General features: G+C 75.2%; 21 protein-coding genes. 13 read left to right on the forward strand and 8 right to left on the reverse strand.

What is annotated here, in order from left to right; all coding sequences use genetic code 11:
* Positions 1 to 23 precede the first annotated feature (23 nt).
* Positions 24 to 608: a PaaI family thioesterase gene (locus AB3388_RS20265; RefSeq protein WP_495407118.1), complete on the forward strand. Its 585-nt coding sequence runs from the start codon at positions 24 to 26 to the stop codon at positions 606 to 608.
* Here the strand turns inward: AB3388_RS20265 and AB3388_RS20270 are convergent.
* From AB3388_RS20270 to AB3388_RS20280, 3 genes are read right to left on the reverse strand one after another with little or no spacing between them, the layout of a single operon-like run.
* Positions 605 to 1,354, reverse strand: a complete 750-nt coding sequence (locus tag AB3388_RS20270) for an enoyl-CoA hydratase-related protein (protein WP_495407119.1) — start codon at positions 1,352 to 1,354, stop codon at positions 605 to 607. The two genes, AB3388_RS20265 and AB3388_RS20270, sit on opposite strands and share 4 nt — an antisense overlap.
* A gap of 13 nt (positions 1,355 to 1,367) precedes the next feature.
* Positions 1,368 to 4,307, reverse strand: a complete 2,940-nt coding sequence (locus AB3388_RS20275) for a sacsin N-terminal ATP-binding-like domain-containing protein (protein WP_495407120.1) — start codon at positions 4,305 to 4,307, stop codon at positions 1,368 to 1,370.
* Positions 4,308 to 4,310: 3 nt separating this feature from the next.
* The gene (locus AB3388_RS20280; protein ID WP_495407121.1) at positions 4,311 to 4,877 is read right to left on the reverse strand and encodes a GNAT family N-acetyltransferase; all 567 of its coding nucleotides are present in this window, start codon (positions 4,875 to 4,877) and stop codon (positions 4,311 to 4,313) included.
* Positions 4,878 to 4,990: 113 nt separating this feature from the next.
* Between AB3388_RS20280 and AB3388_RS20285 the strand changes: the two genes are divergently transcribed.
* From AB3388_RS20285 to AB3388_RS20295, 3 genes are read left to right on the forward strand one after another with little or no spacing between them, the layout of a single operon-like run.
* A complete protein-coding gene (locus tag AB3388_RS20285) occupies positions 4,991 to 6,508 on the forward strand; it encodes an aldehyde dehydrogenase family protein (RefSeq protein WP_495407122.1) in 1,518 nt (505 codons plus the stop codon).
* Positions 6,505 to 8,118 (forward strand): GMC family oxidoreductase, encoded by a 1,614-nt coding sequence (locus AB3388_RS20290; RefSeq protein WP_495407123.1) that lies wholly within the window; start codon positions 6,505 to 6,507, stop codon positions 8,116 to 8,118. The genes AB3388_RS20285 and AB3388_RS20290 overlap by 4 nt, the downstream gene beginning before the upstream one ends.
* Positions 8,119 to 8,162: 44 nt before the next feature.
* Positions 8,163 to 8,489, forward strand: coding sequence for a hypothetical protein (locus AB3388_RS20295; RefSeq protein ID WP_495407124.1), 327 nt, complete (start codon positions 8,163 to 8,165; stop codon positions 8,487 to 8,489).
* Between the two features lie 2 nt (positions 8,490 to 8,491).
* Here AB3388_RS20295 and AB3388_RS20300 read toward each other — a convergent pair whose 3' ends face one another.
* Positions 8,492 to 9,811, reverse strand: a complete 1,320-nt coding sequence (locus AB3388_RS20300) for an MFS transporter (protein WP_495407125.1) — start codon at positions 9,809 to 9,811, stop codon at positions 8,492 to 8,494.
* Between the two features lie 72 nt (positions 9,812 to 9,883).
* Between AB3388_RS20300 and AB3388_RS20305 the strand changes: the two genes are divergently transcribed.
* The 5 genes from AB3388_RS20305 (at position 9,884) to AB3388_RS20325 (ending at position 16,295) form a co-directional block, all read left to right on the forward strand.
* Positions 9,884 to 10,882 (forward strand): GlxA family transcriptional regulator, encoded by a 999-nt coding sequence (locus AB3388_RS20305; protein WP_495407126.1) that lies wholly within the window; start codon positions 9,884 to 9,886, stop codon positions 10,880 to 10,882.
* Positions 10,883 to 11,043: 161 nt separating this feature from the next.
* Entirely contained in the window at positions 11,044 to 12,117 is a 1,074-nt protein-coding gene (locus AB3388_RS20310; protein ID WP_495407127.1) for a medium chain dehydrogenase/reductase family protein, read from the forward strand.
* Between the two features lie 16 nt (positions 12,118 to 12,133).
* The gene (locus tag AB3388_RS20315) at positions 12,134 to 13,960 is read left to right on the forward strand and encodes a glycoside hydrolase family 15 protein (protein WP_495407128.1); all 1,827 of its coding nucleotides are present in this window, start codon (positions 12,134 to 12,136) and stop codon (positions 13,958 to 13,960) included.
* A gap of 238 nt (positions 13,961 to 14,198) precedes the next feature.
* Positions 14,199 to 15,737, forward strand: coding sequence for a DEAD/DEAH box helicase (locus AB3388_RS20320; RefSeq protein ID WP_495407129.1), 1,539 nt, complete (start codon positions 14,199 to 14,201; stop codon positions 15,735 to 15,737).
* A 54-nt stretch (positions 15,738 to 15,791) separates the two neighbouring features.
* Positions 15,792 to 16,295 carry a hypothetical protein gene (locus tag AB3388_RS20325; RefSeq protein WP_495407130.1) on the forward strand — a complete coding sequence of 168 codons (504 nt, stop codon included), beginning with the start codon at positions 15,792 to 15,794 and terminating at the stop codon, positions 16,293 to 16,295.
* A 10-nt stretch (positions 16,296 to 16,305) separates the two neighbouring features.
* Here AB3388_RS20325 and AB3388_RS20330 read toward each other — a convergent pair whose 3' ends face one another.
* Positions 16,306 to 16,836 carry a helix-turn-helix domain-containing protein gene (locus AB3388_RS20330; protein WP_495407131.1) on the reverse strand — a complete coding sequence of 177 codons (531 nt, stop codon included), beginning with the start codon at positions 16,834 to 16,836 and terminating at the stop codon, positions 16,306 to 16,308.
* Positions 16,837 to 16,893: 57 nt separating this feature from the next.
* Here AB3388_RS20330 and AB3388_RS20335 point away from each other — a divergent pair, with 57 nt between their 5' ends.
* The 4 genes from AB3388_RS20335 to AB3388_RS20350 all read left to right on the forward strand — a co-directional run bounded on the left by AB3388_RS20335 (position 16,894) and on the right by AB3388_RS20350 (position 19,170).
* On the forward strand, positions 16,894 to 17,241 hold the full coding sequence (locus tag AB3388_RS20335) for a hypothetical protein (protein WP_495407132.1): 348 nt from the start codon (positions 16,894 to 16,896) through the stop codon (positions 17,239 to 17,241).
* A gap of 1 nt (position 17,242) precedes the next feature.
* Complete coding sequence (locus AB3388_RS20340; RefSeq protein WP_495407133.1) at positions 17,243 to 18,187, forward strand: alpha/beta hydrolase family protein; 945 nt, start codon at positions 17,243 to 17,245, stop codon at positions 18,185 to 18,187.
* 108 nt (positions 18,188 to 18,295) lie between these two features.
* Positions 18,296 to 18,751 carry a cupredoxin domain-containing protein gene (locus tag AB3388_RS20345; RefSeq protein ID WP_495407134.1) on the forward strand — a complete coding sequence of 152 codons (456 nt, stop codon included), beginning with the start codon at positions 18,296 to 18,298 and terminating at the stop codon, positions 18,749 to 18,751.
* The gene (locus AB3388_RS20350; RefSeq protein ID WP_495407135.1) at positions 18,751 to 19,170 is read left to right on the forward strand and encodes a hypothetical protein; all 420 of its coding nucleotides are present in this window, start codon (positions 18,751 to 18,753) and stop codon (positions 19,168 to 19,170) included. The genes AB3388_RS20345 and AB3388_RS20350 overlap by 1 nt, the downstream gene beginning before the upstream one ends.
* A 54-nt stretch (positions 19,171 to 19,224) precedes the next feature.
* Here the strand turns inward: AB3388_RS20350 and AB3388_RS20355 are convergent, their stop codons facing one another.
* The 3 genes from AB3388_RS20355 to AB3388_RS20365 form a co-directional block, all read right to left on the reverse strand.
* Positions 19,225 to 20,232 carry a sugar phosphate isomerase/epimerase family protein gene (locus AB3388_RS20355; RefSeq protein ID WP_495407136.1) on the reverse strand — a complete coding sequence of 336 codons (1,008 nt, stop codon included), beginning with the start codon at positions 20,230 to 20,232 and terminating at the stop codon, positions 19,225 to 19,227.
* 94 nt (positions 20,233 to 20,326) lie between these two features.
* Positions 20,327 to 21,499 carry a Gfo/Idh/MocA family protein gene (locus AB3388_RS20360; protein WP_495407137.1) on the reverse strand — a complete coding sequence of 391 codons (1,173 nt, stop codon included), beginning with the start codon at positions 21,497 to 21,499 and terminating at the stop codon, positions 20,327 to 20,329.
* 68 nt (positions 21,500 to 21,567) lie between these two features.
* Positions 21,568 to 22,620 (reverse strand): substrate-binding domain-containing protein, encoded by a 1,053-nt coding sequence (locus AB3388_RS20365; protein ID WP_495407138.1) that lies wholly within the window; start codon positions 22,618 to 22,620, stop codon positions 21,568 to 21,570.
* Positions 22,621 to 22,729 lie beyond the last annotated feature (109 nt).

Here is a 22,729-nt window from a genome sequence, read left to right on the forward strand (position 1 = left end):
GGCCCCGACCGTATCGTCGCGGCGTGCCCGAGGAGACGACGCAGCCCCAGCGGGTCCCGGGCACGGTCCGCGGATACCTCGCCGTCGCCGACGCCCTCCGGGAGGTGCAGGATGCCGCGGCCGCCGCCGTCCCCCCGCCCGAGGTGTCGGCGCAGGCGCTGGAGCACCTGCGGGCCGCCGCCGCGCTGCTGGAGCCGTGGGGCGTGGACGCGCTCGCCCAGCTGGCCGGGAAGCTGGACCGCGCGCCCGGCCGCGGCCAGACGCTCGCGCCCCCCACGACCGTGGACGAGTGGACGGACACCGGCATCCGCGCGCGGGTCACCTTCGGCCGCTTCCACGTCGGCGTCGGCGCCGTGCACGGCGGCGCGGTCTCCCTGGTGTTCGACGAGCTGCTGGGGCAGCTGGCGGGCGCCCGGGACGGCCGGCTGCCGCGCACGGCCTACCTGCACGTGACCTACCGCAGCCTCACGCCGCCCGGCACCGAGCTGTGCGTGGAGGGCGCCGTGGTCCGCGCGGACGGGCGCAAGCGCTTCGTCGAGGGCCGGCTGCTCGACGGCGACCGGGTCTGCGCCGAGGCCGAGGCGCTGTTCGTGCTCACCCCCCTCTAACGGCCCTTCCAGACGGGCTCGCGCTTCTCGGCGAACGCGGCCAGCCCCTCGTCCCGGTCCTCCGAGGCCCAGACGGTGTCGATCGCCCGGGCGGTGGCGGCCCAGCCCAGCTCGTCGTCGGCGGCCACGGTCTCCTCGACGGCGGTGAGGGACGCCCGCACGGACACCGGCGCGTTGCGGCAGATCCGCGCGGCCAGCTCGATCGCGGCCGCGACGGCGCCGCCGTCCTCGGTGAGCACGTTGACGAAGCCGAGCCGCTCGGCCCGCTCGGCGGAGAGCCGGTCGCCGGTGAGCAGCAGCTCGCGGGCGACGTTGAGCGGCAGGGCGCGGGGGCCACGGAACAGCCCGGCGCAGGTGGCGACGACGCCGCGGGCGACCTCGGGCAGCCCGAACGCGGCGCCGCGCGCGGCGACGACCAGGTCGCAGGCGAGCACCATCTCCATCCCGCCACCGAGGGCCAGGCCCTCCACCGCGGCGATCAGCGGCTTGCCGCGCCGCCGCCGGACCACGCCGTAGTTCCCGCCGCGCTCGGTCGGCTCGCCCGCCCCGGCGATCAGGTCGGTGCCCGCCGAGAAGACGCCGGGCCCGCCGGTGAGCACGCCGACCCACAGCTCGTCGTCGTCCTCGAGGCGGTCGAGCGCGGCACTCAGCTCCGCGGTCATCGCCGCGTCGACGGCGTTGCGCTTGTCCACCCGGTCCATCCGGACGACGAGCACCCGCTCGTGCACCTCCGTGGTCACCCGCACGTGTTCCTCCCTCTCACTCGAACCCGTCCTCGGCCCCCAGCTCCGCCGCCCGCTCGGGGTGGGCGAACGCCTCGGCCAGCGCCTGGCGCAGCGGCCACGCGCCCGCCCGCCAGGCCAGCGCCCGGCCGAGCGCGTCCGGCGTCCCGTCCACGGCGTCGACGTCCGCGCCCGGCCACCAGGCCACCCGCCGTCCGGCCACGGTGAGCCGGTCGTGGACGGCGACCTCGCCGTCGAGCCCTGGCACGCCCAGGCGCGCCGCCGCGAGCCCGGCGCCGGGGACGTCGTCCCAGCGCAGCCGGCGGTCGGGCGTGCCGTCGGGTGCGCCGCTGACCAGCTCGCTGGCCAGCGGCAGGTCGAGCAGGTCGGCGACGGCGTCGGGCGCCCCGCCGGCGGGCACCAGCGGCGCATCGACCAGCGACTGCAACCAGGGGGCGTCCAGGACGACGGCGTCCTCGGCGACCCGGTCCGGCGCCACCCGGACGCGGGCGGGCGGGTCGACGTCGACCCCGTCCAGCGCCGCGGCGAGCCGCGCGTACACGCCGCGCAGCAGCTCGGGCCGGACCGGGCGCGCCGGGTCGCCGAGCCGGGCGAGCAGGTCGAGCGCGCCGTCGACGTCGGCGAGGACGTCGTCCAGGCCGGCCGGCGGGCGCAGCAGCTCGAGCAACGCCTCGTCGGCGTCGGCCGCGTCGTACAGCCCCTGTAACGAGGTACCGCGCGGGTCGCGCAGCCGGTCGGGCCGCCGTCCGACCAGGACCGGATGGGTGGACAGCCACCAGCGCAGGTACGACGGAACGGCCGTCTGCCCCAGCCGGACGTCGGCCCAGGCCGCCGCGGGCAGCGCGGCCAGCAGGCGGAGCGCGCCGGGCCAGTCGGTGACCAGCTCCAGGTCGCGGACGGCGGTCAGCTCCGGCCAGTCGGGCGGCGGCACGTCCGGCGGCAGCCGGTCGAGGACGGCGTCGGCCCACTCCTCCGCCCCGTCGACATCGAGGTCGTCCGGGTCGGCCGCGGTCACCAGCGCGAAGGTGTCCAGCACGCCGGCGGCGCGCAGCGCGTCCCGGTCGGCCGGGAAGCCCGGATCCAGCACCCCGAGGGCGTCGTCGGCGAGGACGGCGGCCAGCGGCGAGCCCGGCAGCAGCAGCTCGCCGGCCGGCGCCCAGCCGCCGTCGGCGTCGGGCAGGGCCAGCTCGGCCAGCCACGGCAGCTCCCCGGGGTGCGTGCCAACGGCGGAGACCAGGGCCAGCACGGCGTCGGCCAGAGCCGCCGGGTCCTCCGCGGCGTCGACCGACTGCTCGACCGCCTCGCGCACGGCGGGGTCGGCGAGCACCGCGGCCGCGGTCGCGGGGCGGGCGCCGAGCCGCTCCAGGAGCCGGCGGGCGGCCGGGCCGTCGACCGCTGCCGGATCGGCCAGCCGCAGTCCGAGCGGCCCGAGGCGGTCGGCGGGCAGTCCGGGTTCGGGCAGCAGGACGCCGGCCGCGCCGTGCGCGGTGCGCCCGTCGGCGAGCGGGACCGGCAGCGCGCCGAGCTCCTCGCGGTCGGCGTCGGCGAGCGCGGCGTACAGGGCGGCCCACCAGCCCGGCGGCCGCTGGACGCCCCGGACCGCCTCGACGACATCGGCCAGGCCGATGCGCCGCACGCCGAGCGCGGTCAGCGCCGGGGCGTCGGTGCGCCGCGACCAGGCGGCGGGCAGCAGGCCGGGGACCGCGCCGGTCAGGGCGGCGACCCGCTCGTCGGTCGCGGCGTCGAGCACGGCGGCCCGCCCCGGCGGCTGGACGGCGTCGTCCTCCCCCGCGACCGGCAGCCACGTGGTGGCCCGCAGCCGGTCGAGGACCGCGGTGCACAGCGCGGCGTCGAGCTCGGCGGCGGCCAGCCCGACCCGCGGCACCAGCCGGAGGACCGCGGCGTCCTTCGGCAGGGCGGCGAGCAGGTCGGCGTAGGTGCCGGCGACGACGTCGACGAGCGCGTCGGTGACCGGACCGGGCAGCACGTGCCGGCGGTCGGGGCCGAGCGGGAACGGCGCGATCAGCCGCGCCGGCAGCGACAGCGGCTCGTCGCTGGGCGTCGGGGCGTGCACCACCTGGCGGCCCGGCAGCGGCGCCGGGCGCCCGTCGTCGTCCAGGGGCACCGCCCAGGTGACGGTGTAACCGCGCCGCTCCCGCTCCTCCACGGACAGCTGCGCGAGCAGCCCGGCCGGCAGCTCCGCCGACCGCTGCGCCACCTGCCAGACCGTCGTCCTCCCACCGTCGCTCAAGGGGACTTTCGGCGCCGAAAGTCCCCTTTCCGCGGTGCGGGTGGCGCCGTCGACGACGACGTCGATGCGCTCGAGGCCGGGCAGGGCGAGCAGCAGCTCGGCGTCCAGCCCGTCCAGCGCGGTGCGGACGGCGGCGCGGCTGCCGGGCCGCAGCGGCAGCACGACCTCGGTGGCGAAGCCCTCCGGCGGGGACCCTTCGGCCGGCCAGGGCAGCCGGAGCACCGGGACGGCGCCGTCGCGCCGGGCCAGCTCGTCGGCCAGCGGTGGGAGGGCGGCCACCTCGGCCCGGGTGCGGACGGCGCTGAACGCCACCCCGCCCCTGTTCGACAGCACCGCCGGCCCGTCGCTGACCGCGAGCACCGCGGCGAAGCCGACGCCGAAGCGGCCGACGGTCGCCGAACCGTCCCGCTTGGCCGAGGCCCGCAGCGTCGCCAGCGCCTGCACGCCGGCGGCGTCGAGCGGGGCGCCGGTGTTGGCCGCCCGCAGCTCGTCCCCGGTCAGCACCAGCCGCAGCCGGCCGGCGACGCCGCCGCGGACCGCCGCGTCGGCGGCGTTCTGCGCCAGCTCGACCAGCAGCCGGTCGCGGTAGCCGCCGCGGACCAGGTCCTCCTCGGCGTTGGCGTCCTCGCGGAAGCGGGCCGGGGAGTCCGCCCAGGCCGCCAGCACCCGCCGCCGGATCGCGGCGGTGTCGAAGGGATCGGTCACGGGCTAGAAGTCGTAGCGCACGATCGCGCGGCGCAGCGACGGCACGTGCACGACCCGGAACCCGGCAGCGAGGAAGGCGCTGAGCGCCCCGACGTGCATCTCCCCCCAGGTCACCTCCTTGCCCGGCGCCGGCTTCATCGGATAGGCCTCGACGGCCCTGGCGCCGGCGTCGCGGCCCAGGTCGACCGTGCCGGCGGCCAGCGCGCGGCTCACGCCCCGGTGGCGGTAGCCGGCCCGGGTCACGAAGCAGGTGACCGCCCAGATGCCCGCGTCGTCCTTGTCCTCGGCGCGGCCCTTCCAGGTGGTCTCGCGCAGGTAGGGGTAGTCGGTGCGCGGCGCGACCGAGCACCAGCCCACCGGCTCGCCCTCGAGGTGCGCCACGAGGCCGTAGCCCTCGAGCACCTGGTCGCGCAGCCGTTCGCGGCGGCCCGGGACGTCGTCGGTGTGCCGCTCGTACCAGCCCATCCGGAACCCCTGGCACTGGCAGCGGGCGGCCGGCCCCTTGGCGCCGAGCACCGTCTGGACGTCGTCGAACAGAGCGCCGTCCACCTGCCGGACCTCGATCTCCACCGGCCCAGACTCGCAGATCGGGCCCCCTGCAGGGTCCCGCGGCGAGCGTGCGAGCCGTGGGGGCAGGGGGTCCTTGTGCTACGCACCGGTAACTTCGCGGGTAGCCTCCGGCCATGTCGCTCGCCGATCGGATGTCCGACTCCGAGACGGACAAGGCCACCGCCGAGACGTTCGAGTCCACCGACCCGGCCACCGGCGCGGTCGTCGGCGTCTTCCCGGTGCACGACGCCGGCGCCGTCCGGGAGACCGTCGAGCGCGCCCGCCCCGCCGCCGAGGCGTGGCGCGCGCTCGGGTACGACGGGCGCAGGCAGCGGCTGGCCGCCTACCGCGGCTACCTCGCCCGGCGCATGCACGAGCTGGCCGACCTGGTGCACCGGGAGAACGGCAAGCCGCACGCCGACGCGATCCTCGAGATCACCCTGGCGATCGACCACCTGGCCTGGGCCGGCAACCACGCCCGCAAGACCCTCGGCCCGCGCCGGGTCAGCTCCGGGATGCTCGCCGCCAACCACACCGCCTACCTCGAGTACCAGCCGCTCGGCGTCATCGGCGTGATCGGCCCGTGGAACTACCCGGTGTTCACGCCGATGGGCTCGATCGGCTACGCGCTGGCGGCCGGCAACGCCGTCCTCTTCAAGCCGTCGGAGCACACCCCCGCGATCGGCGCCTGGCTGGCGACCGCCTGGCGCGCCGCCGTCCCCGACGCCGCGGACGCCTTCCAGGTCGTCACCGGCTTCGGCTCGACGGGCGCCGCGCTGTGCCGCGCGGGCGTCGACAAGCTGGCCTTCACCGGCTCGGCCCCGACCGGCCGACAGGTCATGGCCGCGTGCGCCGAGAACCTCGTCCCGGTGCTGATGGAGCTCGGCGGCAAGGACGCCATGATCGTCGACGACGATGCCGACGTGGCCGCCGCCGCCGACGCCGCGGTGTGGGGCGCGATGAGCAACGCCGGGCAGACGTGCATCGGCATCGAGCGCGTCTACGCCACCGAACGGGTCTACGACGCGTTCGTCGCCGCGGTCACCGAGAAGGTGCAGAACCTCCGGCCGGGGTCGGACGACGAGGCCGCCTACGGCCCGATGACGATGGCGGCGCAGGCCGACGTGATCCGCCGGCACCTCGAGGACGCGACGGGCAGCGGCGGCCGCGCCGCCGTCGGCGGCAGCGTGGACGGCGGGTTCGTCGCGCCGACCGTGCTGCTCGACGTGCCGGAGACCTCGGCCGCCGTCCGCGAGGAGACCTTCGGCCCGACGCTGACCATCGCGAAGGTGCGCGACGCCGAGGAGGCGCTCGAGCGCACCAACGCCACCTCCTACGGCCTGGCCGGCGCGGTGTTCTCCCGGTCCAAGGACCGCGCGATGGATCTCGCCCGCCGGATGCGCACCGGCATGACGTCGGTGAACTCGGTCCTCACCTTCGCCTCGATCCCGGCCCTGCCGTTCGGCGGCGTCGGCGAGAGCGGCTTCGGCCGGATCCACGGCGAGGACGGGCTCAAGGAGTTCACCCGCGCCAAGGCGATCACCCGCCAGCGGCTGTCCATCCCGGTCAACCTGATGAGCTTCGGCCGGCCGGCACGGGCCGCCGACGCACTCGCCCGCGTCATGGGTCTCGTGCACGGGCGGCACCGGTGAGCCCTGAGCACGAGTACGACGTGGTCGTCGTCGGCGCCGGCTCGGCCGGGAGCGCGCTGGCCGGACGGCTGACGGAGGACCCGTCGCTGCGGGTGCTGCTGCTGGAGGCAGGCGGCTCCGACGACGTCCTCGAGGTCAAGGTGCCCGCGGCGCTGTACAAGCTGTGGCGCACCCGCCGCGACTGGAACTACACGACCGAGCCGCAGCCGGGGCTCGAGGACAGGCGGCTGTTCTGGCCGCGCGGCAAGATGCTCGGCGGCTCGTCGTCGGTCAACGCGATGATCTACATCCGCGGCGCGGCCGCCGATTACGACGAGTGGGCGAAGCTGACCGGTGACGACGCCTGGTCCTACGACCACGTGCTGCCGGTGTTCCGGCGCATGGAGGACAACGCCCGCGGCGCCGACGAGTACCACGGCGTCGGCGGTCCGCTGCGCGTCGAGGACCTCCGCTCGCCGCACCGGTGGAGCCGCGCCGTCGTCCAGGCGGCGGTGGCCGCGGGCTATCCGCGCAACGACGACTTCAACGGCGCCCGGCAGGAGGGCGTCGGCTTCTACCAGGTCACCCAGCGGCGCGGACGGCGCTGGTCGGCCGCCGACGCCTACCTGCGGCCGGCGCTGGGCCGGCCCAACCTCACCGTGCTCACCGGCGCGCACGCCACCCGCGTCCTGGTGGAGGCCGGCCGGGCCACCGGCGTCGAGTACCGCCGCGGCGGCACGCTGCACACCGCGCGGGCGGCGGCCGAGGTCGTCCTCGCCGGCGGGGCGATCAACTCGCCGCAACTGCTGCTGCTCTCCGGCATCGGCCCGGCCGGACACCTGCGCGAGGTCGGCGTCGACGTCGTCCACGACCTGCCGGGCGTGGGCCTGGGCCTGCAGGACCACCCGCTCGTCCCGGTGATCTGGCACGTCCGCTCCGGCAAGTCGCTGTTCCGGGCCGAGTCGCCGTCGGGGTACGCGCAGTGGTTCGGCGCCCGGCGCGGCCCGCTGACCTCCAACCTGGCCGAGGCCGGCCTGTTCACCCGCTCCCGCGACGACCTCGCCGAGCCCGATCTGCAGTTCCACTTCCTCCCGGTGAAGTTCTGGCGGCAGGCCGAGGTCGATCCGGACGTCGACGCGTTCACCGCCGCGACCGTGCTGGTGCACGTGCACTCGCGCGGCTCGGTGCGGCTGCGGTCGGCCGATCCGACGTGGGCGCCGGCGATCGACGCCGGCTACCTCACCGACGAGCGCGACCTCGACGCGCTGGTGGCCGGCGTGGCGAAGGCCCGGGAGATCGCCGGCGTCGCCCCGCTGGCCCCGGTGCTGGCCGAGGAGTGGTCGCCCGGCGGCACCGCGCATCGACGCGAGGACCTCCGGCGCGCCGTCCGGCAGACGCTCGAGTCGCTGTACCACCCGGTCGGCTCCTGCCGGATGGGCACCGACGACCTCGCCGTCGTCGACCCGCAGCTGCGGGTGCACGGGCTCGAGGGGCTGCGGGTGGTCGACGCCTCGGTCATGCCGACGCTGGTGCGCGGCAACACGAACGCGCCGACGATCATGATCGCGGAGCGGGCCGCCGACCTGATCACCGGCCGCAGCGTCGATCCCGACCTCGCCGGCGCCGCCTGACGCAGGACCCGTATCCGGGGCCGGCTGCCGCGCTCTGACGAGGTGTGAACACCCCGTCCTACGCCGACCTGCTCGAGTCGGCCCGGTCGCTCGGCCGCGCCGACGGACGGTTCGCCGCACGATTCGAGCCGACGGCGTCCCCCGCCTGCCCCGTGTGCCGGGGCCGCGACCCCGACGAGTTCGCCGCGTGGCTCTGGGACGACCAGCCCGGTCCCCCGCCGAGCGGCCTCGTGGTCAACGCACCGCTCTGGTACGCCCGCGGCTTCGCCGAGGGCCTCGCCACCGAGCGGCGCCGGGCCGACGACCGCCGCCGCGCCGCCGTCGCCCGGTTCACCGCCCGGACCCGCAGCCTCCCCCGGGGCCGCGGCTGAGCTCAGCCGTGGCTCTGGGCGGCGGCGGCCTGCACCGGGGACGGCGGCAGGCCCACCAGCCCGCCGCTGCCCGCGCCCGGCCGGATCGAGATCGACAGCACCGAGGCCAGCAGGCACAGCGCCCCGGCCGCGTACCAGGCCGGCGCGTAGGAGCCGGTGACGTCCCGGACGCCGCCGCCGCCGAACGCCGCGATCGCCGAGCCCACCTGGTGCGAGGCGAACACCCAGCCGAAGACCACCGGCGCGCGGCCGCCGAAGTACTGCCGGCACAGCGCCAGCGTCGGCGGGACGGTGGCCACCCAGTCCAGCCCGTAGAAGACGATGAACGCCAGCATCGGCAGGCCCACGCCGGGCGCGAACAGCGACGGCAGCAGGAACAGCGACAGCCCGCGGAACAGGTAGTAGGTCAGCAGCAGCAGCCGCGGGTCGAACCGGTCGGTCAGCCAGCCGGAGAAGATCGTGCCGGCGATGTCGAAGATGCCGACCACCGCCAGCAGGCCGGCCGCCGTCGTCACCGGCATCCCGTGATCGTGCGCGGCCGGGATGAAGTGCGGCTGCACCAGCCCGTTGGTCGAGGCGCCGCACACCATGAAGCTGACCGCGAGGATCCAGAACACCCGGCTGCGGGCGGCGTCGAGCAGGCCGCGGACCGCGGTGCGCGCGGCGCCGGTCCGCACCGGCTCGAGGTCGTCGGCCGGCGTGCCGCCGTAGGGCGCGACCCCGAGGTCGCGCGGCCGGTCGCGCAGCAGCCAGGCCACCAGGGGGACGACGGCCAGCGCGGCGGCGGTGGTGCCGAGCGAGGCGGCCCGCCAGCCCCACACGCCGTCCACCCAGGCGACCAGCGGCAGGAAGACCAGCTGCCCGGTGGCGCCGCCGGCGGTGAGGATCCCGGAGACCAGGCCGCGCCGGGCGACGAACCAGCGGCCGGTCACCGTGGCCACGAGCGAGAGCGCCATCGAGCCGGTGCCCAGGCCGACGAGGAAGCCCCACAGCAGCACCAGCTGCCAGCTCGCGGTCATGAACACGGTGAGCCCGCTGCCGGCCGCCGTCACCAGGAGGGCGCACACGACGACCCGGCGGATGCCGAAGCGCTCCATCAGCGCGGCCGCGAACGGCGCGGTCAGCCCGTACAGGGCCATGTTGACCGCGACGGCGGCGGAGATGGTCGACACCGACCAGCCGAACTCCGCGTGCAGCGGGTCGATGAGCACGCCCGGGACCGCCCGGAACGCGGCCGCGCCGACCAGCGCCAGGAAGGTCACCGCGGCCACCCACCAGGCGGGGTGGATGCGGTGGGTGCGGGGCGGCGCCGTGCTCGTCACGACGAGACAGCATGCCGGACGGGTGCGCACCGGGACAGTGGCCCGATGGCCAACATGTGCAAGGATCCGGCCATGACGCCGCACGAGGTCGTGGTGCTCGCCCTGCCGAACCCGATGGCCTTCGAGCTCGGGCTGGCCAGCAAGTTCCTCGGCGGCGCCGTCGACGCCGACGGGGGCAAGCTCTACCGGGTGCGGGTGGCCACGCTGGACGGCGGCCCGGTGCGCACCTCCGGCGGCTACTCGGTCCTCCCCGAGCACGACGCGTCGGTCCTGGCCACTGCCGACACCGTCGTCGTCCCCGGGATCCACGTGCCGACCGCGCTGCCCGGCGGCCGGCTCCCGGACGACGCCGCCGAGGCGCTGCGGTCGGTCGCCGGACGGGCCCGCCTGGTCTCCATCTGCACCGGCTCGTTCGCCCTGGCCGGGGCCGGCCTGCTCGACGGGCGGCCCGCGACCACCCACTGGCTCTACGCCGAGCGGTTCGCCGAACTGTTCCCGCGGGTGCGGCTGGACCCCGACGTCCTCTTCGTCGACGACGGCGACGTGCTCACCTCGGCCGGCAACGCCGCCGGCATCGACCTGCTGCTGCACGTCGTCCGCCGCGACCACGGCAGCGAGGTGGCCAACCGGGTGGCCCGGCGCAGCGTTGTCGCGCCGTGGCGCGAGGGCGGCCAGTCCCAGTTCGTCGAGCGCCCGGTGCCCGACGGCGACGGGACGGGGACGGCGGCCACGCGGGCCTGGGCGACCGCCCGGCTCGGCGAGCCGCTCACCCTGGCCGCCCTCGCGGCGCACGCGCGGATGAGTGTGCGCACGTTCACCCGGCACTTCCGCGAGGAGACCGGGCAGTCGCCGCAGCGCTGGCTCGCCGCGCAGCGCATCGCGTTGGCCCGCGAGCTGCTCGAGTCCACCGATGCGCCGGTCGACCGGATCGCCGCCGACGCCGGCTTCGGCACCGCCGCCTCCCTGCGCCAGCAGCTGCGCGCCGCCATCGGGGTCTCCCCGCTCGCCTACCGCCGCACCTTCCGCGGCGCGGATGTACCCCGGCCCGTCCCTGTCCAACGGCCCGCGTAGAGCGCCGCGCAGTCGAGCCGAACGGCGTCGGCACTCGTGGCCTTCGTCCCTGGGTGGTGCCGTGCGCGGCCGACGACCGTCGCACCGACACCCCGACAGCCGGCTGAGACCTGGCCGCGGTCGCGGGGTGCGCTGGCCGACCGTGAGGAGGCCGGAGAGCGATGAAGCGCGTGATCGTGGACCACTTCGGCGGGCCCGATGTCCTGCGAGTGGTGGAGGACGACGATCCCCGGCCGGGCCGGGGTGAGGTCCGCGTCCGGGTGCTGGCCGCCGGGGTGTCGTTCACCGATGCCCAGCTGCGCGCCGGCACGTATCTCGGCGTGCCGCGGCCGCCGTTCACGCCGGGCTACGAGCTGGTGGGCGTCGTCGACGAGCTCGGCCCCGGCTGCTCGCAGCTGCACGTGGGAGACCGCGTCGCCGCGCTGACCGCGTACGGCGCCTACGCGGAGCGCGTCTGCGTGCCGGAGGCCGAAGCGGTCCGGGTGCCCGAGGCCCTCGACCCGGCCCAGGTGGTGGGCCTCGTCCTGACCTACATGACCGCGTACCAGGTGCTGCACCGCATGGCACAGGTGGACAGCGGCGAGACGGTTCTGGTGCACGGCGCGGCCGGCCGGGTGGGCACCGCGGTCCTCGAGCTCGGCGCGCTCGCCGCACTGCGCATGTACGGCACCGCGTCGGCGCGCGACCGCGCCACGGTCGAGCGGCTCGGCGCGGTGGCGATCGACTACCGCAGCGAGGACTTCCTGACCCGGATCAGGGAGCTGACCGGGGACGGGGTGGACGTCGTCCTCGACGGGCTGGGCGGCGCGACCTCGATCCGCTCGTTCCGTGCGCTGCGGCCCGGCGGGCGCCTCGTCGTCTTCGGCCATTACGCCACCCTGTCCGGCGGGCGCAAGAGCTGGCGCGGGTGGGCCGCCTGGTACGGCGCGACCGCGACCGTCGCGCTGTGGGGCCTGCTCGACCCCCGCCGGCGGGTGATGGCCTACCGCGTCCAGCGGCTGCGCGACAGCCGCCAGTGGCTGCCGGTGGCCAGCCGTCGCCCTGCGCGGCTGGTGGGCGGCGGCCCGCGCAACCCGGAGTGGTTCCGGGAGGACCTCACCGCGCTGCTCGAGCTGCTCGAGGCGGACAAGATCCACCCGGTCGTGGCCGAGCGCCTGCCGCTGTCCGAGGCACGCCACGCGCACGAGCTGCTCCAGAGCTCTGCGTCGAAGGGCAAGCTGGTGCTCGTGCCGTGACCGGAGGAGGACGGCCGTGTCCGGGAACGGCACGCGGGCGCGCTACCTGCCCATCGCCGAACACGGCCTGATCGGAGACCTGCACACCGTCGCGCTGGTCGGCACCGACGGGACGATCGACTGGTACTGCTGCCCACGGTTCGACTCGCCCAGCGTGTTCGGCGCGCTGCTCGACGCCGACCAGGGCGGCCGGTTCCGCCTCGCACCCGAGGACGGCGGGTGGAGCTCCAAGCAGCTCTACCTGCCCGACACGGCCGTGCTGATCACCCGGTTCCTCACCCCCGGCGGGGTGGGTGAGGCGCAGGACTTCATGCCCCCGCCCCGTACCGGCGCCGCGGCGCACCGCCACCGGCTGATCCGCCGGCTGGTGGCGGTGCGCGGCCGGATGGGCTTCCGCGTCGACGTCGCGCCGCGGTTCGACTACGCGCGCGCCCGCCACGAGGTCGCGCTCAGCCCGGACGGCGCGCTGTTCCGCTCGCCGGAGCTGACGCTCGGGCTGTCGACGTCCTGCCCGCTGGAGGTGGTCGACGGCCGCGACGTGCGCGCCCGCTTCGAGTTGCGGGCCGGGGAGACGGCGACCTTCGTGCTCGACCGCCTCGAGCCCGGCGAGCTGCCGGCGCCGTACTCCGACGCCGACCTCGCCGCCGACTTCGACGCCACCGTGGCGTTCTGGCGGAACTGGTTGCGCCGCTGCCGCTACGGCGGGCGCTGGCGCGAGACGGTGCACCGCTCGGCGCTCACGCTCAAGCTGCTCACCTACGCGCCCACCGGCGCGATCGTCGCCGCTGCGACCACGAGCCTGCCGGAGGTGCTCGGCGGCGCACGCAACTGGGACTACCGCTACACGTGGCTCCGCGACGCCGCCTTCTCCCTCTACGCGCTGCTCCGCCTGGGCTTCACCGAGGAGGCCGGCGCGTTCATGGGCTGGCTGCAGGAGCGCGTCCGGCAGGGAGCCGACCGCGAGTCCGGCCCGCTGCAGATCATGTACGGCATCGACGGGCGCGAGGAGCTGCCCGAGGAGGAGCTCTCGCACCTGGAGGGCTATCGGGGGTCGGCGCCGGTGCGGATCGGGAACGGCGCGGCGGGCCAGCTGCAGCTCGACGTCTACGGCGAGCTCGTGGACTCCCTCTACCTGTGCGACAGGTCCGGGCTGCCCGTCTACCAGGACGGCTGGGCGGAGCTCACCCGCACGCTCGAGTGGCTGATGGAGCACTGGGACCAGCCCGACGAGGGGATCTGGGAGACCCGCGGAGGACGCCGGAACTACACGCACTCCCGGTTGATGAGCTGGGTCGCGCTCGAGCGCGCCGTCCGGATGGCCCTGCAGCGCGGCCTGCCGGCCGACCTGCTGCGCTGGATGGCGGTCCGGGACCGGATCCACCACCAGATCACGACGCGCGGCTGGGACGCCGGTCGCCGCGCGTTCGTGCAGCACTACGACACCGACGTGCTCGACGCCTCCCTGCTGCTCATGCCGCTGGTGAAGTTCATCGCGCCCACCGACCCGCGCTGGCTCTCCACACTCGACGGCATCACCGCCGAGCTGGTCTCCGACAGCCTGGTCTACCGCTACCACGCCGACGCCTCCCCCGACGGGCTCGCCGGGACGGAGGCCACCTTCTCCATGTGCTCGTTCTGGTGGGTGGAGGCGCTCGCCCGGGCCGGGCGGCTCGACCAGGCGCGGCTGGCCTTCGAGAAGATGCTCGGCTATGCCAACCACGTCGGCCTGTACGCGGAGGAGATCGGGCCGACCGGTGAGCAGCTCGGCAACTTCCCCCAGGCCTTCACGCACCTCGCGCTGATCAGCGCCGCGTACGACCTGGATCGTCTGCTCGCGGAGTGAGCCCCTCCCCGGGTGTGACCAGACACTCGTCGGCCGAACGGCCCGCGTGAGTGCCGCATCTGGTTGAGTGGGGGGACCGGCGCCGCCCTCGCTCATCCGGAGCAGGACTCGACGTCGGGCCCAGGCAGCGCCACCGAGGCGCGCCAGGCCGGGTCGACGTCCACGAGGCCGCGCGCTGCTGCGCGCCGGTGCGCCGTGTGCACGCGACGACGGCCACCTGAGACGTCGAGGAAGTTCGTTGACCCACCCTGCTCCGCAGTCCGACTCCGCCAGCCGCAACCGCCGCCGTCGCGGCGGCCGCGGCCGCGGCCCCCGCCCCGCGCAGAACACCGCGCCGCAGACCCCCGCGCCCGAGGCGCCCGCCGTCGTCCCGGCCGGCGCGGACGCCACCGTGCTGCCCACCGACACCACCTTCGACGCGCTCGGCGTGCCCGCGCCGCTGGTCGAGGTGCTCGCCGCCAGCGGCATCACCGCGCCGTTCCCGATCCAGGTCGCCACGCTGCCCGACACCCTGGCCGGGCGTGACGTGCTCGGCCGCGGCCGCACCGGCTCCGGCAAGACGCTGGCCTTCAGCCTGCCGCTGGTCGCCCGGCTGGCCGCCTCCGACACCAAGCGCACGCCGAAGCGGCCGCGCGCGCTGGTGCTGGTGCCCACCCGCGAGCTGGCCAACCAGGTGCTCGCCACCGTCGACCCGCTGGCGCGCGCGCTGGGCATGAAGGCCACCACCGTCTTCGGCGGCGTCGGCCAGAACCCGCAGGTGCAGGCGCTGGCCGGCGGCATCGACGTCCTCATCGCCTGCCCCGGCCGGCTCGAGGACCTCATCGGCCAGGGCCACGCCGACCTCTCCGCCGTCGAGATCACCGTGCTCGACGAGGCCGACCACATGGCCGACCTCGGCTTCCTGCCCGGCGTCAAGCGGCTGCTCGACCGGACGCCGAAGGTCGGCCAGCGGCTGCTGTTCTCGGCGACGCTGGACAACGGCGTCGACGTCCTGGTCAAGCGCTACCTGACCACGCCCACCACGCACTCGGTCGACCCGGCCGTGGCGCCGGTGGCGACCATGACCCACCACGTCTTCCAGGTCTCGGCCGCCGACAAGGCCGAGATCGTGCGGCAGCTGGCCTCCGGGCTGGGCCGCAGCGTGCTGTTCACCCGCACCAAGCACCAGGCGAAGAAGCTGGCCAAGCAGCTCACCGCCGCCGGCGTGCCCGCCGTCGACCTGCACGGCAACCTCAGCCAGAACGCCCGCGAGCGCAACCTCGAGGCGTTCAGCACCGGGGGCACCCGGGTGCTGTGCGCGACCGACATCGCCGCGCGCGGCATCCACGTGGACGACGTCGCGCTCGTGGTGCACGTCGACCCGCCGGCCGAGCACAAGGCCTACCTGCACCGCTCCGGCCGCACCGCGCGCGCCGGCGCGGGCGGCACCGTGGTCACCGTCAGCACCCCCGACCAGGCCGGCGAGGTGCGCACGCTCGCCCGCCAGGCCGGCATCAAGCCCACGGTCACCGCCGTGCGCCCCGGCGCCGCCGAGATCACCGCGCTCACCGGTCCGGCCGCCCCGTACGTCGAGCCCGCGCCGGCCCCGGCGCCGCAGCCCCAGGGGCAGGGCGGCGGACGGCGCCGCCGCGGCGGCTCCGGCGCGACCGCGAAGAGCACCACGAAGAGCACCACCGCGCGGCCCACCGGCCCGGCCCGGACGCGGGCGGAGCTCGCGGCCCGCGCCGGGACGACGACGGCGGCGTCCTTCAGCGCCCGCTCCCGCCGCGGCCGCTGACGCCGTCGCCCGCCGCGACGATTGACGCATCGTCGCGGCGGGCACTGGGGCGCCATGGGACTGCCCATCACACTTTCGGAGATCCCGGCCCGCGTCTCGGCCGGCGCGTTCATCCTCAACAGCGGGCTCGGCAAGCGGAACGCCGACCCGGGCACGGCCGCGGGTGTGCACGGCTTCGCGTCCGGGACCTATCCGTTCCTGAAGTCGGTGCCGCCCGAGCAGTTCGTCAAGTACCTCTCGACCGCCGAGATCGCGCTCGGCGCGGCGCTGCTCACGCCGTTCGTGCCGACGGTGGTCGCCGGCGCGGCGCTCACCGCGTTCTCGGGCGGGCTGCTGGGGCTGTACCTGAACACCCCGGGCATGCGCAAAGAGGGCAGCCTGGCGCCCACCCAGGAGGGCCTCGCGCTCGCCAAGGACGCCTGGCTGGCCGGCATCGGCCTGTCCATCATGCTGCGCGGGCTCAGCGGGCCCAGCGTCTCGGTGCGCAAGGCCGAGAAGCAGGCGCGCAAGGCCGCCAGGGCCGGCCGGCGCGAAGCCCGCAAGGCCGCCAAGTCCTGAGCGCGCCGGGTCAGTCGCCCGGCAGCAGGACGGTGCTGACGATCCGCCGCCGCCGCCCCTCGCCGGGGCCGGCGGTCATCCGCGTGTGCAGCAGCGTCCGGAGCTCGTCGAGGAAGGCCGCGAACTCCGCGTCGGTCTGCCACAGCGCCACGTGCCGGTAGCCGACGCCGTCGCGCCCGAGGTCCGGCCCGTCGCCGGGGCGGTCGAGGTAGCGGTCGAAGTCGGCGAGCAGGCCGGCCACGAACGTCGCGAACGCCCGGCGGTGCTCCTCCGGTGAGAGGGCCGCGGCCTCGTCCGGGCTGATCGACGCGGCGTCGGTGACCAGCCGGTAGCTGCGCTCCGCCGCGCCCCGGACCTTCCGCTCCCCAACGACGGCGAGGACACCGGCCTCGGCGAGCACGCCCACGTGCCGGTAGAGCGTCGCCGCCGGGACGTCGGGCAGCTCGGTGCGCAGGTCCGCGGTGGTGAGCACGCGGTCGCCGAGGAACGCCTGGACGACGCGCAGCCGGACGGGGTGCAGCAGCAGGTCCGCGGACGCCATCCGACCTCCACCGTTCTCAGAGTTGACATCGTTCGCGGGCTTGAGAATAGTAGTGACATGGCCACGCTGCAACGGACCGACTCCGCCCTCCGCCTCACCTTCACCCCCGGGGAGAAGATCGCCGGCCTGGTCCGCGACGTCGAGGTGCCGCGCAGCGCCGTCGCGGCGGTCTCCGTCGAGACCGAGCCGCTCACCGCGATCCGCGGGCTGCGCGCGCCGGGCCTCGCCCTGCCGGGTGTCCGCAAGATCGGCACCTGGCGCGGCCCTGGCGGCCGCACCCTGGTCTCCGTCCGCCGCGGCCAGCCGGCCGTGCGGGTCGAGCTGACCGGCCAGCGCTACACCGCTCTGATCGTCGGGGACGACGACGCCGCGCGGCTGGCCGCCGAGCTCACCGGGGAGAGCTGACGTGCGCGAGCTCTCCGTGCGGATCGACGGCGCCGTCCCCCTGGCCGGGACGCTGACCCTGCCGGACGCGCTCGTCCCGGCGCCGGCGGTGGTCATCGCGTCCGGCTCCGGCCCGCTCGACCGGGACTCGAACCACCGCCGCGCCCGCTTCGACGTCGCCCGGCAGCTCGCGCACGCCCTCGCCGACGGCGGCCTCGCGTCGCTGCGCTACGACAAGCGCGGCGTCGGCGAGAGCCCGGGTGACTGGCGGCGCGCCGGGCTGTACGACAACGTCGACGACCTCGGCGCGGCCCTGCGCACGCTCGCCGCCCGGCCGGAGGCCGACCCGGCGCGGCTGCTGGTCGCGGGGCACAGCGAGGGCGCCGTCCTCGCCGCGGCGCTGGCCGGCCGCGGCGCCCCGGTCACCGGCGCCGTCCTGCTGTCGATGTCCGCGACGCCCGGCGACGAGCTGCTGCGCTGGCAGGCGCGGCGGATCGCCCCCACGCTCCCGGCGCCGGTCCGCACGCTGCTCCGGCTGTTCCGCGTCGACCTCGAGTGCAAGGTCGCGGCCAACCACGCGAAGATCCGCGCCACGACCACCGACGTGGCCCGCCTCGGCGGCGCCCGGGTGAACGCGAAGTGGCTGCGCGAGTTCCTCGACCACGATCCGCGCGAGGACCTGCGCCGCCTCGCCGTCCCCGTCCTCGCGGTCACCGGCGGCAAGGACCTGCAGGTCGACCCGGCCGACCTCGCGACGATCGCCGCGCTCGTCCCGGGCGAGGTCACCACCCGCACGATCCCGGACCTCACCCACACGCTGCGCCGCCAGACCGGGGCGCCGTCCCTGCGCGCCTACCGCCGGGAGCTGCGCGAGCCGGTGGACGCCGAGCTGCTGGGGCTGGTCGTGGCGTGGTGCCGGGAACGCGCCGGACTCGCCGCGGACACGCCGTCCGACCTGAGCTCATAGCGTCTGCACAGGCAGGAGGGCCTTCCCGCCCATCCGTCAAGATTGCACTATCTCGGCACCGGGTCCGGACGCCGCCGGGGCGCCGGCCGCGTGCCGCGAGGAGGCAGCATGTCCCCTGCCCATGTCCGTCGACGCAGCGCCGTCCTGATCCTGGGGCTCGCCCTGGGACTGCTGACCGCCTGCGGCGGCAGCGACGACGGCGGCAGCGCCGACCCGACGACGGCAGCCGGCACGACGAGCAGCTCCGCCGCGGAGAGCTCCGCGAGCGGATCGAGCGCGGCCGCCCAGGAGCTCACCGCGACCGAGAAGGAGTTCTCGATCACCCTCGACAGCGGCACCGACCTGACCGCCGGCGACTACACGATCAACGTCACCAACACCGGCCAGGCCACGCACAACCTGGTGATCGAGCAGGACGGCAACGAGGTGGCCAAGAGCGACACGCTGCAGCCCGGTTCCTCGGGCACCGTCGAGGTGACGCTCGAGCCCGGCTCGTACGTCTTCTTCTGCGGCATCGGCAACCACCGGGCGATGGGCATGGAGGTCGAGGTGACGGTGAGCTGATGACCGCTCCCCGGGGTCGCACGTCGGGGACCCTCCTCGGCGTCCTGCGGATCGTGGGCGCACTGCTGCTGCTCGCCGTCGCGGGCATCCACTTCTACCTGTGGCAGCAGGGCTACGACAGCATCCCCACGATCGGCACGGCGTTCCTGATGGACACGATCTTCGGGGTCGGCGGGGCGCTGCTCGTGCTGATCTCGCCGCTGCGCTGGCTGCCGATCGCCGCGACGCTCGGCGCCCTGCTGTGCATCGGCACCCTCGGGGCGCTGCTCGTCACCACGACCGTCGGGCTGTTCGGCTTCAAGGAGGTCACGTCGGCCGAGCTCTGGTGGCAGTCGGTGGTGGTGGAGGCCGCCGGGTTCGTCGTCCTGGCGCTGCTCGCCGTCGTCGCCGCCCGCCGCCGGCGCGAGCTTCGCGCCTGAGCTGACCGGAGGCCGGGGAGCGAGGAAACCTCGCTCCCCGGCCTCCGCTCCGTCTCAGTTGCCGCTGGCGAACGCGGCGTCGAAGGCGGCCGCGGGCGGGTCGAACGCCAGCCGGCGCACGAACTCCAGCGCCTCGGGAGCGCCGACGAGCCGGTCCATGCCGGCGTCCTCCCACTCCACCGAGATCGGCCCGTCGTAGCCGATGGTGTTGAGCATCCGGAAGCAGGCCTCCCACGGGACGTCGCCGTGGCCGGTCGAGACGAAGTCCCAGCCGCGCCGCGGGTCGGCCCACGGCAGGTGCGAGCCCATCCGGCCGTTGCGGCCGTTGCCCACCTGCTTCTTCGCGTCCTTGCAGTCGACGTGGTAGATCCGGTCCTTGAAGTCCCAGATGAACGACACCGGGTCGAGGTCCTGCCAGACGAAGTGCGACGGGTCCCAGTTCAGCCCGAACGCCTCGCGGTGGCCGATCGCCTCCAGGGTGCGCACCGTCGTCCAGTAGTCGTAGGCGATCTCCGACGGGTGCACCTCGTGCGCGAAGCGGACGCCGACCTCGTCGAAGACGTCGAGGATCGGGTTCCAGCGCGCGGCGAAGTCGGCGTAGCCGTCCTCGATCATGGACTCCGGCACCGGCGGGAACATCGCCACGGTCTTCCAGATCTTGGACCCGGTGAACCCGACGACGGTCGTCACCCCCAGCTTGGCCGCGGCGCGGGCGGTCAGCTTCATCTCCTCGGCCGCGCGCTGCCGCACGCCCTCGGGCTCACCGTCGCCCCAGACGCGGGCGTTGACCATGCCGCGGTGCCGCTCGTCGATCGGGTCGTCGCAGACCGCCTGGCCGTTGAGGTGGTTGGAGATGGCGAAGACCTGCAGGCCGTACTTGTCCAGCAGCGCGAGGCGCTCCTGCACGTAGGAGTCGTCGTTCGCGGCGCGCTCGACGTCGAGGTGGTCGCCCCAGCAAGCGATCTCGAGGCCGTCGTAGCCCCACTCGGAGGCCAGCCGGGCGACCTCCTCGAAGGGCAGATCGGCCCACTGGCCGGTGAAGAGGGTGACGGGACGGGGCATCAGAGGGGTCCTCTCATTCGATTGATCCTGCGGCCCCGTCCAGGGCACCGCCGCGAGCTCGCGAGGGGCGGGGAGGACGGGGTCCTTCGACCTTCTAGATCCGGGTCCAGGTGGAGGCCTCGGCGGCGCTGCGCTCGACGGCTGCGAGGACCCGCTGCACCTGCAGCCCGTCGGCGAACGACGGCGCCGGGTCCTCGTCCTTGGCGATGGCGGTCAGCAGGTCGACGACCTGGTGGGTGAAGCCGTGCTCGTAGCCGAGGCCGTGGCCGGCCGGCCACCAGGCGGCCACGTAGGGGTGGTCGGGCTCGGTGACGACGATGCGCCGGAACCCGGCGGTGGCCGCGGGGTCGGTCGCGTCGAGGAAGTGCAGGACGTTCATGTCCTCGAAGTCGAACGCGAGGCTGCCGGCCGAGCCGTTGATCTCGATGCGGATCGCGTTCTTGCGGCCGGTGGCGAACCGGGTCGCCTCGAAGACGCCGAACGCGCCACCGTCGAAGCGCGCCAGGAAGGCCGCCGCGTCGTCCACCGTGACCTGGCCGACCCCCTCGCCGCCGACGCCGGACAGCGCACCGCCGGCGGCGGCCAGCGGCCGCTCCTTGACGAAGGTCTCGAGCATGCCGCTGACGCCGCTGATCGCCTGACCGGTGATGTACTGCGTGAGGTCGATGATGTGCGCGCCGATGTCGCCGAGCGCGCCGGAACCGGCCTTCTCCTTCTCCAGCCGCCACGACATCGGCGCGGCGGGGTCGGCGATCCAGTCCTGCAGGTACTGCGCGCGCACGTGCCGGATCTCGCCGAGGCGGCCCTCGGCGACCAGCTGCCGGGCCAGGCCGATCGCCGGCACGCGGCGGTAGGTGAACCCGACCATCGACCGGACGCCGCGGGCGGCGGCGCGGGCGGCGGCCTCGGCCATCGCCTCGGCCTCGGCCACGGTGTTGGCCAGCGGCTTCTCGCAGAGCACGTGCTTGCCGGCCTCGAGCGCGGCGATGGCGATCTCGGCGTGCGTGTCGCCGGGGGTGCAGACGTCGACGAGGTCGACGTCGTCGCGCTCGAGCAGCCGGCGCCAGTCGGTCTCCGTCTGCTGCCAGCCGAGGCGGACGGCGGCGTCCTCGAGCCGGACCCGGTCGCGGCCGACGAGGACCCGCAGCTCCGGGTGGAGCGGGAGGTCGAAGAAGTGGGGGGCGGTGCGCCAGGCCTGCGAGTGCGCGGCGCCCATGAAGGCGTAACCGATCAGGGCCACGCCCAGGGTGGGCTTGGCTGGTGACATGGGAAGACTCCTCGGGGGTGGGGTCGCCGGATGCCGGCCCGGCATCCGGCGACCCCGGCGTCAGTCGGTCAGGACTCGAACGCGCTGTCGATGTACTGGTCGACGTTGTCCTTGGTCACGACCGGCGCGTTGAGCGTGATCTTGCGCGGGATCTCGTTCTCGACCAGGTCGGACAGCGCCTTCTCCTGAACCAGGAGCCGGGCCAGCTTGACGCCGTCGGCCGCCTGGGTGGACGGGTAGATGACCGTCGCCTCCAGGACCGAGTCGCCGTCCTGGATCGAGCGCATGGCGTTGGCCGAACCGGCACCGCCGACCATGAAGAACTCGTCACGGTTGGCGTTCTCGATGGCGGCCAGGACGCCGATGCCCTGGTCGTCGTCGTGGTTCCACACCGCGTCGAGCTTCGGCGCGGCCTGGAGCAGGTTGGACATGGCCTCCTCACCGGACTCGACGGTGAACTCGGCGGCCACCCGGTGGCTGACCTTCAGGCCGCAGTCGGCGAGCGCGTCGGCGAAGCCCTGGCTGCGGTCCTGGGTGAGCGGCAGGGAGTCGATGCCGGCGACCTCGCCGATCACCGCGTTCGGGTTGTCCTTCAGCCGGGAGCAGATGTACGTGCCGGCCGAGACACCCATGCCGTAGTTGTCGCCCAGGATCGTGGCGCGCGCGGCGAACGGGCTGTCGAACTCGCGGTCGACGTTGATCACCGGGATGCCGGCCTGCATGGCCTTGAGGGCGACCGGGGTCAGCGCGGCGCCGTCGAAGGGCAGCAGGACGATCGCGTCGACACCGTCGTTGATGAACGTCTCGACCTGGCTGATCTGGGTGCTGACGTCGTTGGTGCCCTCGGCGACCTGGAGCTCGACGTCTTCGTACTGGTCGGCCGCGGCCTGGGCGGCGTTGGTGATGCCGGCCATCCAGCCGTGGTCGGCCGCCGGCGCGGAGAAGCCGATCGTGACGGTGTCGCCCTTGTCGTCGTTCGAGCTCGCCGCGTTGTTGCCGCCGCCGCTCCCGGAGCTCTCCGGGGTGTTGCCGGTGCAGCCGGCCACCAGGGCACCGGCTGCGATCAGGCCCACGGCCGTGGGCATCAGGCGCCGGAACCGGCGCTGCCGCGCTGCAGACATGCGTTCTCTCCTCGATGGATCGCCTCCCCGCGTGCCGGGGAGCCGGAAGTGCGCCGGTGGACCAGATGGGCCACCGGGTGGTGCTGATCGGGCCGCGGCCGGACGCCGC

The organism is Geodermatophilus sp. SMS 5-13, from assembly GCF_059428245.1.

Bases quoted from the DNA above. Each gene is read 5' to 3' on its own strand.
- AB3388_RS20310 (WP_495407127.1), top strand. From the start codon at position 11,044: ATGAAGCGCGTGATCGTGGACCACTTCGGCGGGCCCGATGTCCTGCGA.
- AB3388_RS20325 (WP_495407130.1), top strand. From the start codon at position 15,792: ATGGGACTGCCCATCACACTTTCGGAGATCCCGGCCCGCGTCTCGGCC.
- AB3388_RS20360 (WP_495407137.1), bottom strand. From the start codon at position 21,499: ATGTCACCAGCCAAGCCCACCCTGGGCGTGGCCCTGATCGGTTACGCC.
- AB3388_RS20305 (WP_495407126.1), top strand. From the start codon at position 9,884: ATGACGCCGCACGAGGTCGTGGTGCTCGCCCTGCCGAACCCGATGGCC.
- AB3388_RS20350 (WP_495407135.1), top strand. From the start codon at position 18,751: ATGACCGCTCCCCGGGGTCGCACGTCGGGGACCCTCCTCGGCGTCCTG.
- AB3388_RS20335 (WP_495407132.1), top strand. From the start codon at position 16,894: ATGGCCACGCTGCAACGGACCGACTCCGCCCTCCGCCTCACCTTCACC.
- AB3388_RS20330 (WP_495407131.1), bottom strand. From the start codon at position 16,836: ATGGCGTCCGCGGACCTGCTGCTGCACCCCGTCCGGCTGCGCGTCGTC.
- AB3388_RS20285 (WP_495407122.1), top strand. From the start codon at position 4,991: ATGTCGCTCGCCGATCGGATGTCCGACTCCGAGACGGACAAGGCCACC.
- AB3388_RS20365 (WP_495407138.1), bottom strand. From the start codon at position 22,620: ATGTCTGCAGCGCGGCAGCGCCGGTTCCGGCGCCTGATGCCCACGGCC.
- AB3388_RS20345 (WP_495407134.1), top strand. From the start codon at position 18,296: ATGTCCCCTGCCCATGTCCGTCGACGCAGCGCCGTCCTGATCCTGGGG.
- AB3388_RS20355 (WP_495407136.1), bottom strand. From the start codon at position 20,232: ATGCCCCGTCCCGTCACCCTCTTCACCGGCCAGTGGGCCGATCTGCCC.